Annotated in this window: 16 protein-coding genes; 6 read left to right on the top strand and 10 right to left on the bottom strand. The window is 41.5% G+C overall.

Annotated elements, in window-relative coordinates:
* Positions 1 to 24 precede the first annotated feature (24 nt).
* The 4 genes from dnaE (at position 25) to C9J41_RS16315 (ending at position 7,422) form a co-directional block, all read left to right on the top strand.
* Positions 25 to 3,504: a DNA polymerase III subunit alpha gene (dnaE, locus tag C9J41_RS16300; protein WP_107294794.1), complete on the top strand. Its 3,480-nt coding sequence runs from the start codon at positions 25 to 27 to the stop codon at positions 3,502 to 3,504.
* 70 nt (positions 3,505 to 3,574) lie between these two features.
* A complete protein-coding gene (accA, locus tag C9J41_RS16305; protein ID WP_006647122.1) occupies positions 3,575 to 4,534 on the top strand; it encodes an acetyl-CoA carboxylase carboxyl transferase subunit alpha in 960 nt (319 codons plus the stop codon).
* 104 nt (positions 4,535 to 4,638) lie between these two features.
* Positions 4,639 to 5,955, top strand: coding sequence for a tRNA lysidine(34) synthetase TilS (gene tilS, locus C9J41_RS16310; RefSeq protein ID WP_107294795.1), 1,317 nt, complete (start codon positions 4,639 to 4,641; stop codon positions 5,953 to 5,955).
* Positions 5,956 to 6,210: 255 nt separating this feature from the next.
* On the top strand, positions 6,211 to 7,422 hold the full coding sequence (locus C9J41_RS16315) for an aromatic amino acid transport family protein (RefSeq protein ID WP_107207711.1): 1,212 nt from the start codon (positions 6,211 to 6,213) through the stop codon (positions 7,420 to 7,422).
* Positions 7,423 to 7,473: 51 nt separating this feature from the next.
* On the opposite strand, the gene C9J41_RS16320 is transcribed toward C9J41_RS16315, so the two are convergent.
* The 8 genes from C9J41_RS16320 to metN all read right to left on the bottom strand — a co-directional run bounded on the left by C9J41_RS16320 (position 7,474) and on the right by metN (position 14,271).
* A complete protein-coding gene (locus C9J41_RS16320; RefSeq protein WP_107207710.1) occupies positions 7,474 to 7,662 on the bottom strand; it encodes a DUF4250 domain-containing protein in 189 nt (62 codons plus the stop codon).
* A complete protein-coding gene (locus C9J41_RS16325; RefSeq protein ID WP_107207709.1) occupies positions 7,662 to 7,868 on the bottom strand; it encodes a YaeP family protein in 207 nt (68 codons plus the stop codon). The genes C9J41_RS16320 and C9J41_RS16325 overlap by 1 nt, the downstream gene beginning before the upstream one ends.
* 134 nt (positions 7,869 to 8,002) lie before the next feature.
* Positions 8,003 to 8,860, bottom strand: coding sequence for a GGDEF domain-containing protein (locus tag C9J41_RS16330; protein ID WP_107207708.1), 858 nt, complete (start codon positions 8,858 to 8,860; stop codon positions 8,003 to 8,005).
* A gap of 194 nt (positions 8,861 to 9,054) precedes the next feature.
* Complete coding sequence (locus C9J41_RS16335; RefSeq protein ID WP_107207707.1) at positions 9,055 to 10,770, bottom strand: proline--tRNA ligase; 1,716 nt, start codon at positions 10,768 to 10,770, stop codon at positions 9,055 to 9,057.
* Positions 10,771 to 10,897: 127 nt separating this feature from the next.
* A complete protein-coding gene (gene tsaA / locus C9J41_RS16340) occupies positions 10,898 to 11,599 on the bottom strand; it encodes a tRNA (N6-threonylcarbamoyladenosine(37)-N6)-methyltransferase TrmO (RefSeq protein ID WP_107261067.1) in 702 nt (233 codons plus the stop codon).
* A gap of 103 nt (positions 11,600 to 11,702) precedes the next feature.
* On the bottom strand, positions 11,703 to 12,518 hold the full coding sequence (locus C9J41_RS16345) for a MetQ/NlpA family lipoprotein (RefSeq protein WP_107207705.1): 816 nt from the start codon (positions 12,516 to 12,518) through the stop codon (positions 11,703 to 11,705).
* A gap of 42 nt (positions 12,519 to 12,560) precedes the next feature.
* Positions 12,561 to 13,247: a methionine ABC transporter permease gene (locus C9J41_RS16350; RefSeq protein ID WP_107207704.1), complete on the bottom strand. Its 687-nt coding sequence runs from the start codon at positions 13,245 to 13,247 to the stop codon at positions 12,561 to 12,563.
* The gene (gene metN, locus C9J41_RS16355) at positions 13,237 to 14,271 is read right to left on the bottom strand and encodes a methionine ABC transporter ATP-binding protein MetN (RefSeq protein ID WP_107207703.1); all 1,035 of its coding nucleotides are present in this window, start codon (positions 14,269 to 14,271) and stop codon (positions 13,237 to 13,239) included. The genes C9J41_RS16350 and metN overlap by 11 nt, the downstream gene beginning before the upstream one ends.
* A 261-nt stretch (positions 14,272 to 14,532) precedes the next feature.
* Between metN and gmhB the strand changes: the two genes are divergently transcribed.
* Together gmhB and C9J41_RS16365 are read left to right on the top strand one after the other, a co-directional pair.
* Positions 14,533 to 15,087, top strand: a complete 555-nt coding sequence (gene gmhB / locus C9J41_RS16360; protein WP_107207702.1) for a D-glycero-beta-D-manno-heptose 1,7-bisphosphate 7-phosphatase — start codon at positions 14,533 to 14,535, stop codon at positions 15,085 to 15,087.
* 215 nt (positions 15,088 to 15,302) lie between these two features.
* Positions 15,303 to 15,551, top strand: coding sequence for a hypothetical protein (locus C9J41_RS16365; protein WP_107207701.1), 249 nt, complete (start codon positions 15,303 to 15,305; stop codon positions 15,549 to 15,551).
* A 66-nt stretch (positions 15,552 to 15,617) separates the two neighbouring features.
* On the opposite strand, the gene C9J41_RS16370 is transcribed toward C9J41_RS16365, so the two are convergent.
* On the bottom strand, positions 15,618 to 16,832 hold the full coding sequence (locus C9J41_RS16370) for a lipopolysaccharide assembly protein LapB (protein WP_107207759.1): 1,215 nt from the start codon (positions 16,830 to 16,832) through the stop codon (positions 15,618 to 15,620).
* A gap of 13 nt (positions 16,833 to 16,845) precedes the next feature.
* Positions 16,846 to 17,484, bottom strand: coding sequence for an energy transducer TonB (locus C9J41_RS16375; protein WP_107207700.1), 639 nt, complete (start codon positions 17,482 to 17,484; stop codon positions 16,846 to 16,848).
* Positions 17,485 to 17,488: the final 4 nt, after the last annotated feature.

The following is a 17,488-nucleotide window of genomic DNA, read 5'->3' on the forward strand; positions in this document are numbered from 1 at the left end:
AGTTACGTAATAAATTAGGTTGTCATGGCAGAACCACGTTTTATCCACCTTCGTGTTCATAGTGATTATTCGATGATTGACGGTTTGGCGAAAGTAAAGCCAATCGTTAAAAAGGCATCAGAACTTGGTATGCCTGCACTCGCAATGACAGACTTTACTAACCTATGTGGTTTAGTGAAGTTTTACTTTGCTGCTCATGATGCCGGAATAAAGCCAATTATCGGTGCTGATTTCAAAGTACAGTCAGCAGAGATGGGCGATGAACTATTTGAACTCACCATTCTTGCTGCCAATAATGAAGGTTATAAAAATCTTACGTTATTGATTTCTGAAGCCTACCAACGTGGTCATGTACAGCACCTGCCTGTTATTGATAAAGAGTGGCTCGTGAATCACCGTGAAGGGCTTATTATCCTATCCGGTGGTAAAAATGGTGACGTGGGTAAAGCTTTATTAAAAGGCAACCAGAACATGGTTGATAGCTTGGTTGCTTTTTATCAAACCCATTTCCCAGATAGTTATTATTTGGAATTAGTACGTACAGGGCGTGCTGATGAAGAAGCCTACCTTCACTTTGCGATTGAGCTGGCAGAAAAAGCCGATTTACCTGTTGTCGCTACCAATGATGTTCGTTTACTCACTGCCGATCAGTTTGACGCACATGAAATTCGCGTTGCTATTCATGATGGCTATACCCTTGTCGATCCCAACCGTCCGAAACTTTATAGCGCACAGCAGTATCTTCGTAGTGAAGAAGAAATGTGCGAGTTATTTGCTGATATCCCAGAAGCACTACAAAACTCAGTTGAAATCGCAAAGCGTTGTAACGTAACCGTTCGATTAGGTGAGTATTTCTTACCTAATTTTCCAACGGGTGATATGACAATTGAGGACTTCTTGATTGTTAAATCCAAAGAAGGACTCGAAGAACGTTTAGAATTTTTATTTCCCGATCCAGAAGTGCGTGCTGCTCGTCGTCCTGAATATGATGAGCGTTTAGATATCGAATTAAAAGTTGTTAACCAAATGGGATTCCCTGGTTACTTCTTGATCGTAATGGAATTCATTCAGTGGTCGAAAGATAACGATGTACCAGTAGGCCCAGGCCGTGGTTCAGGTGCGGGCTCATTGGTTGCTTACGCGCTGAAAATCACCGATCTAGATCCGCTGGAGTTTGACTTACTTTTCGAGCGATTCTTGAACCCTGAACGTGTTTCCATGCCCGATTTCGATATCGATTTCTGTATGGATAAGCGTGATTTGGTTATCGATCACGTGGCTGAAATGTATGGTCGTGATGCGGTATCACAGATTATTACGTTCGGTACTATGGCAGCCAAAGCGGTTATCCGCGATGTTGGTCGTGTGCTAGGTCACCCGTATGGTTTTGTTGATCGCATTTCAAAGTTAGTGCCAGCAGAGCCTGGGATGACACTCGCCAAAGCGTTTGATGCCGAACCTCAATTAGGTCAAGCCTATGATGCGGATGAAGAAGTTCGCGACTTGATTGATATGTGTCGCATTCTTGAAGGGGTAACGCGTAACGCAGGTAAACACGCTGGTGGTGTGGTTATCTCGCCAACAACCATCACCGACTTTGCTCCCTTATATTGTGATGCAGAGGGTAATAACCCCGTTACTCAGTTTGATAAAAATGATGTTGAAACTGCGGGGTTAGTTAAATTCGACTTCTTAGGTCTACGTACATTAACCATTATTGACTGGGCATTAGCGCTAATTAACCCACGTTTGGTTGAACAAGGCAAAGAGCCTATAAATATCGCCGCGATTCCAATGGATGATCCTAAATCCTTTGCGATGTTGCAGCGCTCAGAATCAACTGCGGTATTCCAGCTCGAATCCCGTGGTATGAAAGATCTGATCAAACGTCTTCAACCCGACTGTTTTGAAGATATGATCGCTCTAGTGGCACTATTCCGTCCCGGCCCGTTGCAATCAGGCATGGTAGATAACTTTATTGACCGTAAACATGGTCGAGAAGCGGTTTCTTATCCTGATGAAAAATGGCAACACGAGTCATTAAAAGAAATTCTCGATCCGACTTACGGCATTATCTTGTACCAAGAGCAGGTAATGCAGATCGCGCAGGTGCTGGCGGGTTATACCCTTGGTGGCGCGGATATGCTGCGTCGTGCGATGGGTAAGAAAAAGCCAGAAGAAATGGCGAAGCAGCGAGCCGTGTTTGAAGAAGGCTCGATAAAAAATGGCGTCGATGGCGAGCTATCAATGAAAATCTTTGACTTGGTAGAGAAATTTGCCGGTTACGGATTTAACAAATCGCACTCAGCCGCCTATGCATTGGTGTCTTATCAAACCTTATGGTTAAAAGCACATTACCCTGCCGAATTTATGGCAGCGGTAATGACAGCCGACATGGATAATACGGACAAGATCATTAGCTTGGTTGACGAATGTCACCGTATGAAGCTAAAGCTGCTGCCGCCGGATGTTAATAAAGGTCTATATCGTTTTAATGTTGATGAAGACGGTGCCGTTGTTTACGGTATCGGTGCGGTAAAAGGGGTCGGTGAAGGCCCGATTGAAAATATTATTAGTGCCCGTGAAAAAGGTGGCCACTTTAAAGATTTATTTGATTTCTGTGCCCGTATTGATACTAAAAAAGTCAATAAACGTGTCTTAGAGAAACTGATTAAGTCGGGGGCGATGGATCGTTTAGGGCCTAATCGTGCAGCGATGCTGGCAACTTTAGATGATGCGATAAAAGCAGCGAGTCAGCACCACCAAGCCGAAGCCTTTGGTCAAGCCGACATGTTTGGCGTATTAACGGCCGCCCCTGAAGAAGTTGAGAATAAGTATGCTAATATCCCTGAAGCACCAGATAAAGTCTGGTTGGAAGGGGAGCGTGAAACATTAGGCTTATACCTAACAGGTCACCCTATAAATGCGTATCTCTCAGAATTAAAACATTACACCACATGGCGTTTAAAAGATGCGCAGCAAACAGGACGTGATAAGGTAGCGTCTGTTGCTGGGCTTGTTATTGCCGCCCGTGTAATGACAACCAAACGTGGGACCAGAATTGGTTTAATGACGCTTGATGATCGTTCAGGTCGAATGGAAGTCATGCTATTCTCTGATGCCTTAGATCGTTATATTGATCTGCTTGAAAAAGATAAAATTGTGGTGATATCAGGACAGGTCAGCTTTGATGATTTCAATGGTGGCCTTAGAATGTCTGCACGTGAAGTGCTCGATATATCAGAAGCGAGAGAAAAGCATCTCCGTGGTCTTGCTATATCTGTAACAGAACAGCAGATTGATGAGCAGTTTTTTGCCCGTTTCAGCCAAGTGTTGGAACCACACAGAGCAGGTACTGTGCCTGTTAATGTGTACTATCAGCGCTCGAATGCCCGTGCCAAACTCACTTTAGGAACAGAATGGCGAATAACGCCAGCCGATCAATTAATATCGGATCTAAAAACACTCCTAGGTGATAAGCAGGTCGAGCTTGAGTTTAATTAAATGCGCTTAATGTTTATGATAGGGTAGTTAAGTCCCTATCATCATCATAAGCAAAAGGATTTTAAGTGGTATGAGCCTGAACTTCCTCGAGTTTGAACAACCGATTGCAGAGCTAGAAGCAAAAATTGAAGCATTACGTGATGTATCTCGTCGTGATGAGTCTAATTCGGTTGATCTAGAAAAAGAAATTGAGCAACTAGAAAAGAAAAGCCTAGAGCTTACCAAGAAAATCTTTGGTGATCTTGGTGCATGGCAGGTTGCGCAACTCGCACGCCATCCTCAGCGCCCATATACTTTTGATTATGTCGAGCACATGTTCGAAGAGTTTGATGAATTGGCAGGCGATCGCGCGTTTGCTGATGATAAAGCGTTAGTCGGTGGTATTGCCCGTATTGATGGCCGTCCTGTTATGGTGATTGGTCATCAAAAAGGCCGTGGTACGACTGAGAAGGTGAAGCGTAACTTTGGCATGCCTAAACCAGAAGGTTACCGTAAAGCATTACGTTTAATGAAAATGGCAGAGCGCTTTAATATGCCTGTGATTACCTTCATTGATACAGCTGGTGCATATCCTGGTGTCGGCGCTGAAGAGCGTGGTCAATCAGAAGCTATCGCGATGAACCTAAAAGTTATGTCTGGCTTGAAAGTGCCTGTTATCTGTAATGTGGTGGGTGAAGGCGGCTCTGGCGGCGCATTAGCGATCGGTGTGGGTGATTGCGTTAATATGCTGCAATATTCAACCTACTCTGTTATTTCACCAGAAGGTTGTGCATCAATCTTATGGCGTGATTCAGACAAAGCACCGCAAGCGGCTGAAGCAATGGGTATGACAGCTCCTCGCTTAAAAGAGTTGGAGCTGATTGATAACATCATTGAAGAGCCGCTGGGTGGCGCTCACCGTAATGTGTTACTAATGGCAAATACATTAAAAGCACAACTTAAGGCAACATTGGCTGAACTGGATGAATTAGATACTGAGACGTTACTTGAACGTCGTTATCAGCGTCTAATGAGTTATGGTTACTGCTAAAAAGTTGATGTAACGTTTAGTAAAAGGTCAGCAATTAAGCTGGCCTTTTTTGTTTTTCCCATTTAGTGCTTTGATAGGCTGCGATAGACTATAGTTTTCTCTTAATGTTGAAAGATATCATGTTGTATTCTGCTTTTTGTCGTCAATTATTGACTCATCTCCCTGCAAGCAAACGGTTTGTTCTTGCTTTTAGTGGTGGGCTCGATTCTCGTGTACTGCTTGATTTAATAGCGCGATTTATTACACAAAATCCAGAATATAGCTGTCATGCCGTTTATGTACATCATGGGTTAAGCACTAATGCTGATATATGGGCTGATAAGTGTGTGGTTTGGGCTAAAAGTGCCGGCATTAGCTGTGATGTTGAACGTGTAAAAGTGCTAACAGGAAACCGAATTAGCCTTGAGCAAGCTGCACGAGAAGCGCGGTATAACATTTTAGCGCAACACGTCAACATGGGTGACATGCTATTAACCGCTCAACACAGTGACGATCAGATTGAAACTTTTCTATTGGCATTAAAGCGCGGGAGTGGCCCTGCTGGATTAGCAGCGATGCCGATGATACTCCCTTTTGCTAAAGGGATGCATTTAAGACCATTACTCAATATTACTCGTGCTGATATTGAGCAATACGGATTGAAGCATAAACTCTCTTGGGTTGAAGATGAAAGCAACCAAGATGAGCGTTATGATCGCAATTTTATTCGCCACCAAATAACGCCTCGTTTAGTTGAACGTTGGCCAAGTATTCATAAATCAGTCGCACGAAGTAGCGCATTGTGCGGTGAGCAAGAAGCATTACTAGCTGAGTTATTAGCCACCCAACTTGCTCAAGCGATCCAAGCTGATGGTAGCTTACTGCTTGCTTCTTATGTGACTCAACGTGTCGGTATGGCGTTAATTCGTCAATGGTTAAAAAAACAATCAGTCTTAATGCCATCATTAGCACAGCTTGAACAGATTTGGTTTAACGTAGTTCAGGCAAAAGAAGATGCGAATCCTAAACTGTGTTGGGCAAATGTTGAACTGCGTCGCTATCAAAAGAAGTTATATTTACTGCGGCAGTGGGATGATATTAGCCAGTGGAAAAACAATATTGATTTAGATTCTCCTTGCCAGCTACCGCAAAACTTAGGGACGCTGGTTTTAAGCCAAGAGGGTGCTTATCCTTTATTAAGACAGCCTAAATCTGATGAGTCTATAACCGTGCGCTTTCACTATCAAGGTGATGCTATAAAACCTGTAGGGCGATGTGGCAGCAGAAAATTAAAAAAACTTTATCAAGAATATAATGTGCCAAGTTGGTTACGCAGCCGTACGCCTCTTATCTTTTATGGCGATAAACTTGCTGCTGTAGCGGGGTATTTTGTCGTCTCTGAGTTTTCTGGTCATGATATTACGATTGCTCTTAATTCTTAAAAAAGACAAATAGGGCATTATTTTCCTAGTAAGTTCAAGCACCCTATCTTTCATCGAAATATTATTTACTTTGCACCGTAATATATTATTTATTACGGTGTTTTTTATGCTTTTAAATCATGTTTTGTGAAGAAGGATATATAGCTAATTTTTATTATGTTGTTTTTTTAGCCTGCTTAGTAACTTTTTATTGCGATAAAATACAAAAGGTATTAGTGTACTAGTCTACTGATACGATAGTTGGAAGGGAAAGAAATGAGCAAACCATCGACACTTGGCGGAGCGTGTATTATTGCAAGCGTTTGTGTAGGCGCGGGCATGTTAGGTTTACCGAGTGCTGGGGCGGGTGCATGGACATTCTGGAGCGTTATTGCAATATCTTTAACCATGGTTATGATGACATTATCAGGCTGGTTATTATTAGAAGCGCTTAAGCATTATGATTTTAAAGTGTCTTTTAATACCATCACAAAAGATGTACTTAATACTAAAATTAATATTATTAATAATCTGTCATTATACTTTGTTGGTGGTATCTTGCTTTATGCCTATATTTCATCATCAGGTATGATTTTTAGTAATATATTAGGGGTTGATAGTAAGTTAGCTTCTATTTTATTTGTCGCAATCAGTTCAACCTTTGTTCTGCACTCAACGCGTGCGGTTGATCGTATTTCTATTTTACTGATTGTTTTTATGTTGGTGAGTTTCTTAATTGGAATTTCAGGACTAGCGACGCATATCAAAGTTCCTGTTTTACTGGATACAACTCACTTACATGCCAGCTATTCTCCTTATGCGTTAGCACTATTACCTATAGCATTAACTTCTTTTGGTTACCACCATTCGGTGAGCACAATGCGCGACTATTACCGCGATGAATACCAAGCTAAAAATGCGATTCTAGGTGGCACATTTATCGCGTTAGGTTTCTATTTAGTGTGGGTGATTTGTATTTTTGGCAACTTACCTCGTGATGCATTTGGTCCTGTGGTTTCGGCTGGTGGTGGTATTGATGCTTTAACGCAAGCACTTGATAGCGTTATTGACTCAAACAGCATTAAACAAGCAATCCGTATTTTTTCGATTGCCGCTGTTGTTTCTTCGTTTATCGGAGTTGGTTTGGGGGTTTTTGATTATTTGGCCGATTTATTTGGCTTTGAAGATTCAAAACAAGGACGCTTGAAGACGTGGGCTATCACTTTCTTACCACCGCTGATCCTTTCATTATTTGCACCACTGGGTTTCTTGTCTGCGATTGGTTTAGCCGGTGCTGCTGCAACGATTTGGGCGTGTATTATTCCTGCTTTATTAGCGAAAAAGACTCGTCAATGCAAAGAAAAGAAAGATGGGTTTGTTGTGCCTGGCGGTAATGTGACGGTATATGTTGTGATTGGCTTTGGTGTGGTGACCGCAATCTTCCACATTATGGCGATGGCAAATTTACTGCCGATCTTTAAAGGCTAATACGGGTTTAACCTAAAAATAAAACGGAAGCTTTAAGCTTCCGTTTTTTGTTTAGCGAAATTGTTTAACTTCAGGCAAGTATTCAAAGCCAGCACTTGCAAGTTTATCGATCAGCTTTTGGCGATCAATCTCGTAGAATTTAACGAGTTCATCGAGATCTTGAAAGTCATCACGGATCTTCATGTTGACAATACTCATTAACATGATGGGATCCATGCTTTCAAATTTAGCTAAATCCATTATTTGTCCTCATGATCACTGATTAATAAGTTTGCTGCAGCAAACGCTGCACGCTCACGGACTTCAAGCGGTAAATTAGTATCTTCGGCAATATCATTGAAGGTTTTAATTGCACAGCTAATAGCCGCAGGAATATAACCTTGATCACCACTACCAATTTGCGCGTAAGTTGCTCGGATAAGCTCACAGCATTGATAAATTTGCATCATTCATCCTTTCTAGAAAGTATTCGAAGAGAATGTAGGGGCTCACTTCGAATATACTCACTATTAACGTGGATCATCATAGCGTTAAATAAAATAAAAACGTAGGATTTATGGTGCTTAGCGCAACGAGATGATTATTTATTACGCTTGTGATGATAAAGTTTACGATCGGCACGTTCAATTAAAGACAGCATAGAATCACCTTTATTAAAGGTCGCTGTGCCATAAGAAAATCCAATATTTAAGATACCCAAGATAGGGCTTTGTTGAATATATTGGTTGATCCGTGATACCACTTTTATTTCAGAGCGAGCACTGGCAGGTTGAAGTAAAATAATAAATTCATCACCTCCAATGCGATAACAACGATCTGAAGTGCGCGTTGCAAACTTCAGTGCATTAGCAAAATCTTTAATGACTTTGTCGCCATCAAGATGACCAAAGTTATCATTCACTTGTTTAAAATTATCTAAGTCACAAATAAACAGTACCAACTCCACATCTCGTTTTTCGCTCATCGCAATAGCATGATGAATATCTTGCTCAAAACACATTCTATTACATAGCCCTGAAAGTTTATCTTTCAGTGCCATATGTTTTACTTTTTGATATTCAATCGCATTAAATAGAGGGCCTGCAAATAAACGGTGGTAGGTATGTAATAGGCTTATTTCGTCGTTATCTAACGGATAAAGAGTGGAGTAATGAAGTGAGCCTAAAGAGTTATCACCAAAGCGTAAAGCAAAGCTGTTTTGATGAGGTGTCGGTTTTCCTTGGCGGATCAATGTTGTAGTTTCATCAAGGGTCCAGACTAAACGAGCGATATCAATTTGTTTATCTAGCTCTCGGCAGAGAGGTTGAAATAACGCTTGGATCTCCAGCTTCCCTTGAAGTTTTTGCAGGATCAACAGACGTTGATCCGCAGCTAAAGGTTTTTGCTTTAGCTTAGGGGAAGGTGAGGAATGAGATCGATTAAATAAAGCCTGTTCCATTACGACAAGATCAATAACTATTTGATTTGTCACTATAGGGCATATTTTGAGCAGATCAATGATAACGGCAAGATTGTAACGGATATTTACTGTTACATAAAAAAATGGGAGTGAGTAAAATGTTTTTTTAAAATAAAGAATAGAAAAAAAGCTGCCATAACGACAGCTTTTTCAATATGTTATTAGCTTTTTACTTAAGCCATTTTTTGCTTAATAAACGCAACAACATCATTTACAGCAACGGCTTCTTTGATACCTGTGCGACGGTTTTTATATTCCATCTCACCGTTTTCAAGGCTACGGTTACCAATAACGATAGTATGTGGAATACCTAGTAGTTCGTGATCTGCAAACATGACTCCTGGGCGTTCTTTACGATCATCAAACAGTACTTCAATACCAGCAGCAGTTAGATCGGCATATAGCTTCTCTGCCGCTTCTTTTACTTCTTCTGATTTCGCCATGTTCATAGGAACAATAGAAACGTGGAATGGTGCAAGCGCATCTGGCCAGATAATGCCGTTTTCGTCATGGTTCTGTTCGATAGCTGATGCCACAACACGTGATACACCAATACCGTAACAACCCATTTCTAGAATGGTGTTTTTACCGTTAGCATCTAGCACGCCACAGTTCATCTTCTCAGAGTATGTATTACCCAGCTGGAAGATGTGACCCACTTCGATACCACGTTTTAGCATCAATGTACCTTGGCCACATGGGCTTGGATCACCTTCAACTACATTACGTAGATCTTCAACGCGATCTAGCTCAACGTCACGGCCCCAGTTGATACCAACATGGTGTTTACCATCGATGTTTGCGCCTGCAGCAAAATCGCTCATTACAGCAACAGTACGGTCAACGATAAATGGAAGCTCAAGACCGACAGGACCAAGTGAGCCAGGACCTGCGTTAACGAACTGGCGAATTTCTTCTTCAGTTGCCATTTCAAGTGGAGAAGCAACCCAGTCTAGGTTTTCAGCTTTAATTTCGTTTAATTCGTGATCACCACGAACCAATAGCGCTACGATAGGCGCATCGATTTCATCAGAAGCTTTAACAAATAGCGTCTTGATCGTTTTCTCGATAGCAATACCGTGTTGCTCAACTAACTCATCGATAGTTTTCGCATTAGGTGTATCGATAACAGACAGTTCCACTGTTGGTGCTGCACGATCGTGAGCAGGGGCTAGTGCTTCTGCTTTTTCGATGTTTGCTGCGTAGTCAGATTCAGTTGAGAATGCAATTAAGTCTTCGCCGCTTTCTGCTAATACGTGGAACTCCTGAGAGCCATTACCACCGATTGCGCCAGAGTCGGCCCATACTGGACGGTACTCAAGACCCATGCGATCGAACGCTTTACAGTAAGCGTCGTGCATTGCATCGTAAGACTTTTGTAGACCTTCTTTGTCAATGTCAAAGCTGTAAGCATCCATCATGCAGAATTCACGTGCACGCATTACGCCGAAACGTGGACGACGCTCGTCACGGAATTTAGTTTGGATTTGGTACAGGTTCAACGGAAGTTGCTTGTAAGAGCTTACTTCGTTGCGTACTAGGCTTGTGATCACTTCTTCTGCTGTTGGGCTAAGCACAAACGGACGAGTATGGCGGTCAGTAAAGCGAAGTAGTTCAGGGCCCATTTTCTCAGAGCGACCTGTTTCTTCCCATAGTTCAAACGGCTGAACAACGGGCATCAAGGTTTCGATTGCGCCTGCATTGTCGATTTCTTGGCGAACGATGTTTTCGACCTTACGCAGTACACGCAGACCTGTAGGTAGCCAGGTGTATAGACCTGAAGCCAGCTTACGGATCATACCTGCACGTAGCATTAGCTGGTGGCTAATAACTTCTGCGTCGTTTGGAGTCTCCTTCAGAGTAGAAAGAAGATAGTTACTGGTACGCATTGATGGTATCCGTTGATTAATTAAATTAAAAAAAGAAGGAATAAATCCCGCCCGTCAGTGATCTGACGATAGCCGAATATATTACCAGCCTACACGTTATTCGCCAAAGAGAACTGTATAAGATCTGCTATTGATTAACTTTCTCGATCTGATTAACGGTTATTTGTTGCTCTGTTACTGAGAAGTGAACATTAAAATCAAATAAATGCACCGCATATTGTTTTGGATCGGGCTTACCTTTCTTATAAGCAGGACGTGGATCTTGCGCTAAAATTTCACAGATCACGGTTTGATAATAGCTTTTGTTTTTTGCTGGTAGTTGATTGAGCGCTGTTTCACTAAAACACACGGGCATTAGATCCGGTGTGTTAGAAGCAAATCCACCTTGTGCTTGTGGCAAGCTGTCTGAATAAGGGATATAAGGCTTAATATCGATAATAGGCGTACCATCAACGAGATCAACACCACCGAGTTCAATGATCACATTACCGTTTTCATGGCGAATGCCTTTTAATTCGACCGCAGACATGCCAATCCCATTAGGGCGGAATGTGGCACGGCTGGCAAACACACCAATACGTTCATTACCACCCAATCGAGGCGGTCTAACGGTTGGGCGCCATCCGGCATCTAAATTCTGATCAAACAAAAATAATAACCACAAATGACTAAATTGCTCTATGCCTCTTACCGCTTCTAATGAATTTGCAGCACCTTGTAAAATAATTTCAGAACGCGCACTTGGCACTAACCCAGGCTGCCGAGGAACAGCAAATTTTTCTTTATAGGGAGAGTGGATAATGCCGATAGGTTCGATGTTATAAGACATGGAATGAAGCCAATTAAGAAGCCAAAAGAGCTAAGAATATAGCATAAAAAAGGGTAGGTGCTGAGACCTACCCGATAAGTATATGGTTACAGGAAAGTAGGGATTACCAACCTTTTACCACACCACCATTAAAGATATTTTTTGCAGAGTTATATACATCTTCAGATTGGTACGCTTGAACAAATTTCTTCACGTTTTCCGCATTCACATTATCTGCACGAGACACAATCAGGTTGACATATGGTGATTCTTTATCTTCTACAAACACACCATCACGCTCAGGCGTTAAGTTGATGCTACTTGCGTAAGTGGTATTAATAACAGCCAGTGCCACATCATCTAAAGAGCGTGGTAATTGTGCTGCTTCTAGCTCAACAATCTTCAGGTTTTTCGGGTTTTCAACAATATCTAATACTGTAGCAGTTAAACCTGAACCGTCTTTTAGTTTAATTAGGCCTTGCTGTTGAAGAAGTAAGAGTGAACGACCAAGGTTGGTAGGATCGTTTGGTACTGCCACTTTATCGCCGTCTTTTAGCTCATCAACAGATTTGATTGAGTTTGAGTAACCTGCGATTGGGTAAACAAAAGTATTCCCCGCTACCGCAAACTTGTAACCGCGATCTTTAATTTGCTGATCAAGATATGGTTTGTGTTGGAAAGCATTAGCATCAATAGAGCCTTCTTCTAATGCCGCATTCGGTGATACGTAATCAGTAAAAGAAACTAATTCTACATCCAAGCCATATTTTTCTTTTGCTTGTTTTGCAGCAACTTCAGCAACTTGCTCTTCGGCTCCTGCCATGACGCCAATTTTTACCTTGCTATTATCAACTACGGCTTCTTTTTCACTACAGCCTGTTAGTGATAGGGCTGCAGCAACACCTGCAAGAGCAAAAACATGTTTTAGATTAAACGCCATACAACTTCTCCTTAAAATGGGGTTTTCCTTAAAGTGTTTTGATTATCGATGATCAACACGTTTTACGAGGTAATCACCGACAGATTGAATAATTTGGACCAGTACTATTAGAACGACGACTGTGATAGCCATGACGGTGCCATCGAAACGTTGGTAGCCATAACGAATACCGACATCACCTAAACCGCCACCGCCAACCGTACCCGCCATCGCGGAATAACTGACTAAGGTAACAAGGGTGATCGTTACCGCATTGATGATGCCTGGTAATGCTTCTGGTAATAGCACTTTCTTAATGATCTGTAGTGGTGTTGCTCCCATAGATTGTGCTGCTTCCACAAGGCCTGATGGAATTTCTAACAATGCCCCTTCAACTAAACGAGCAATAAAAGGAATTGCTCCTACAGCAAGAGGAACTATCGCCGCAGCAGTACCAATTGAGCTACCTACGACAAATCGGGTAAATGGAATGATCGCAACCAGCAGAATAATAAAAGGAATAGAGCGGCCAATATTAACGATAATGCCAAGGATGTTATTAACAACGGTATTTTCTAATAAGCCATTTTTCTTCGTTAAGTGAAGGGTGACACCCAAAGGAATACCAATAACAAAACCAATTAGCCCTGATACAAACACCATGGTTAGTGTTTGTCCTAATGCTTCAATCAGTAAATCAATCAGGCGGGTATTTTGTTGCCACCACAGGGTTAAATCATTAAGCGACATAGCCAAGCACCTCAACATTTACTTTATTTTGACGTAGAAAATTGACCGCATTCTCAACAGAGTCTTGATCACCAAAAAACTCTGCTAACATCAGTCCAAATTTTACTCCTCCCGCATAATCCATATCCGAGCTGAGAATACTGATATCTAAACCAAACTTACGTGTTACTTGGCTGATCAGTGGCGCATCAACAGAAGCACCGGTGAACTCTAAACGAATAAGAGGGTATGAGTTTTCAACTTGTGCTGGCGTCATACGAGCTTGGTAATCAGCTGGAATCGACAAATCCAATGTTGAACGAATAAAGTCTTTGGCTAATTCGGTGTTGGGGTGTGAGAAAATATCACCGACTGATCCCTGTTCAACTAATTTACCGTCACCAATAATTGCGACCTCACTACAGATACGCTTCACGACATCCATTTCATGGGTAATAAGCAAAATAGTTAGGTTTAGCTTTCGGTTAATTTCTTGCAGTAGCTCCAGAATCGAATGCGTGGTGGCAGGATCTAATGCACTGGTGGCTTCATCACAGAGTAACACTTTGGGATCAGAGGCTAACGCACGAGCAATCGCGACACGTTGCTTTTGTCCACCACTTAAATTTGCTGGGTAGCTTTGGTGTTTATCTTCAAGACCGACTAAAGCCAGTAACTCTGTCACTTTTGTTTTTATTATCGCTTTATTGGTATTGGCTAATTCAAGAGGCAAAGCAACATTATCAAAAACTGTGCGAGATGAAAGGAGATTAAAATGTTGGAAAATCATGCCTATTTTACGACGAGCCAAAGTGAGTTTTTGGTTCGATAGAGTAGTAAGATCGATACCATCGACAATCACTTGACCATTAGAAGGGCGCTCTAACAAATTAACACAACGAATGAGGGTACTTTTCCCTGCACCGGATGAGCCAATAACCCCAAAGATAGTACCTTGCTTAATTGTAAGGTTTATATCGCTTAATGCGTTTATAGCCTTATCGCCTTGATAGAAGACTTTATTGAGTTGCTTTATTTCTATCATTGAACGTCCTGCTCCTAGATAAAACTATTGTATGATCTTGAAAAACTATTGTATAAATTTATGGTTATTTGTTTTATTAGGGTTAAATAAGTAATCAACCTGAAATTATGATGCTATGTTCTATTATAAAAGCTGTCAATAGCTATTTTTACATCTAGACGTCCAAACGGCTATGTTGTGAGCGTTAATCAATAACGAGTACTCTTCATTATTAACTCGTGCCATAATCTAAAAAATTTATGATTTAAGAGGGCTATCCTTTTGGCCAAACCTGCAGTCTTTATTGACCGTGATGGCGTGATTAATGTTGATCACGGCTATGTCCATACCGTTGATGATTTCGAATACATTGACGGGGTATTTGAAGCATGTAAAAAATTCAAAGAAATGGGTTATCTACTCGTATTGGTGACTAACCAATCAGGTATCGCTCGCGGTATGTTTAGTGAAGATGAATTTACTTCATTAACAGAGTGGATGGACTGGAATTTTGTTGATAATGGCGTTGAGTTTGATGGTATTTACTACTGCCCGCACCATGCAACAAAAGGGCAGGGTGATTACTTGCAAGATTGTGATTGCCGTAAACCCAAACCAGGTATGTTTATTTCAGCTCGCGATTTCTTGAAAATCGATATGTCGCAATCTGTGATGATTGGTGATAAAGCGGATGACATGAAAGCAGCCACAGCTGCTGATGTTGCTTTAAAAGTGCTCGTACGTACAGGTAAGCCGATCACGGATGAAGGTGAAGCGTTAGCAAACGTGGTGTTAGACAGTATTGCTGATGTACCAGAGTGGTTAGCTATTCAATAGAAATGAGTGCTTATATAAAGGTCGTTATTAAACGGCCTTTTTTGTCTCTATAACTGGTCGTTTTAACGAAAAGTTAACGATTTAGCTTAGTGAGTTAGACTAACTGAGCCCGTTTTTTGTCAAAAACATTAGAAATAATAACATTTTTAAGATTGGTACAATTTCTGCAGATTACAGAATGAATTGATTAATAATGCTCTTAGGGGGATTTATTCATGATGTGGCGTGTACTTATTAATGCTATAAAAACGGCTGTAATTTCAATAAGTGTTGTGAGCTCGTTTAGTACTAATGCGAATGAACCAGATGAAAGTGGTGATTGGTATCTCTCTCAATTTCATCAAATTGCAGATCAGCAAGTAAATGTCGTTGCTGTCATTGAGCAAGAAAATGCTAAGACGTTGAAACAAACATTATCAGACACACAAAATGCGGTGCTTAACGAGATAAAAAAGGGGAAGTAATAAATACTTCCCCAAACAGTGTGACTGACTCACACAAGATCACGACAGTGAAAGGTGATGGTACCTTTAGCTTTGGTCTTCTAAAAATGCAATCCATGGCTCAGCACTGCTTTTCATCGAAGATGACTGCGCAGCTGTTTTCATCGCCTTTAAAGCATTTTGATGCTGATCTAATTCAAAGTAAGCCATGCCCCTAAGGTAAGCGAGTTCAGCCTTTTCATCGCGTTTAGCGTTGGATGAACTGTTAGCAAAAGCAGTTGCTTGCTTAAATTGCTTATCCTGTATCATTAATTTAACGATACGGATTTGTTGTTTACCTGAAGGTGCAATTTTAAAAGCTTGCTTATAGGTACTGATGGCTTCATCTAGCTCTTTTGCCTGATGATAAAAACTGGCTTGCTTCTCAATATTTGCATGAGTACGAGCAATGTTATTATTTGCCATTTCTTGCGCCATTATCTTCGCTGCTCTGTGGGGAATACCTTGGTATGCCATAAAGTTTACTAAGCGAAGGTGTTCTTTTTCTCCCTCTAACAAACCTAATTTGTAAGCAGCTTCAAGAGTCGCTAGCGCATTTTTATTCTGGTTGAGCTCCATATAAACCCCAGATAGTTGCATCCAATAACGTTTTTTCTTTGGATACTTATTCGTTAAGGTTTTCAGGACACTCGCAACACTTTTGTATTGCTTTAATTCGTAATGGGATGAAACTAGCAATAAGTACCACGATTCATTCGGCGATTTCGTCATTGAGATCGCTTTTTTTGTAGGTGCAATTGCGTTTCTATAATTTCCCATTTGAACATAAGCACTTGCCAGTGTGATGTAAGCATGCGCGGGTGGTTTTTCTTTGGTCGTTTTAGCAACTTTAAACCATGTATTCATGGTGTTGACCGAGTTTTTGTATTGCTCTTCTGCTAAATATAACTGTGCCAAGCTATAACGAACTTGTTGTGCCACCGGTACTGGTAGCGCATCCATTTTCAATGCGTCAGCAAAATATTTGGCAGCCTTCGGGTAATTATCTTTTAAAGAGTAAAGAAACCCCATTTGTTGCAATAACACGGCACGGTCATACTTCTTCTTATTTGAACTACTTAACGATTTATTTAGTTTGCTAATGGCCTCGTTGTACTTTTCCTCTGCAATGAGTTCTTGAACTTTGTTCACAGTACGAAAAGTACGATCTGAAAGTTGCGGGTTCTCATTGGCTACTGCGGGTGCAGAGAGCACACCCGCAGCAAGCGTGAGAGAAGCCAGCATGTGTTTTATTGATTTCATCATGTTTGACTCCTTAATTGGTTGAGAACTCGATCTCTTGAGACATCTTCGCACTCGCTGGTTTACCATCAACCATTTTGGGCTTAAAGGTCCATTTAGAAACAGTTTTTTTCGCAGCTTTGCCTAAGCCAAGCTTACGAGGTGTTTCTTTGAGAACTTTTACGTTTTCAACCGCGCCGCGCTCATTAACCACAAACTCGAGTAACACGACCCCTTTTTCAAGCCCTGAACGTGCAGCCTTTCGAGGCATTTGAGGCTGAAATGTTGCTAGTGGAATTGGACCATTGTTACCACCAACCGCTTGTGCACCACCGCCTTGAGAATAATGCCCTAGCACGGAACCACCAGTTACATTAACGGGTAAATTTAACTGTGGCGTGTCCATTGGCATTTGTTCCATCACCGGTTTTACCGTTGCCGTTACCTTCATTTCTGGTGGCGGTGGCGGGCGTTTTGGTGGTGGCGGAGGTTTTGGCAATTCGCGTTTCTTCTCCTGTATTTTTTCATTTTGTTTAACGTGGATGAAGTCAACCATACGAAGATCTTCATCCGACGTCAGCTCGTGGCGCTCTTTATTTACTAGCTTGTCCATCCCCCAGAACAACCCGAGGGAGACAACGAGCGCCAGTGCAATAGAGACCAAATACCGCATAGGC

This window comes from Photobacterium sp. GB-50 (assembly GCF_003026755.1).
Classification (GTDB): domain Bacteria; phylum Pseudomonadota; class Gammaproteobacteria; order Enterobacterales; family Vibrionaceae; genus Photobacterium.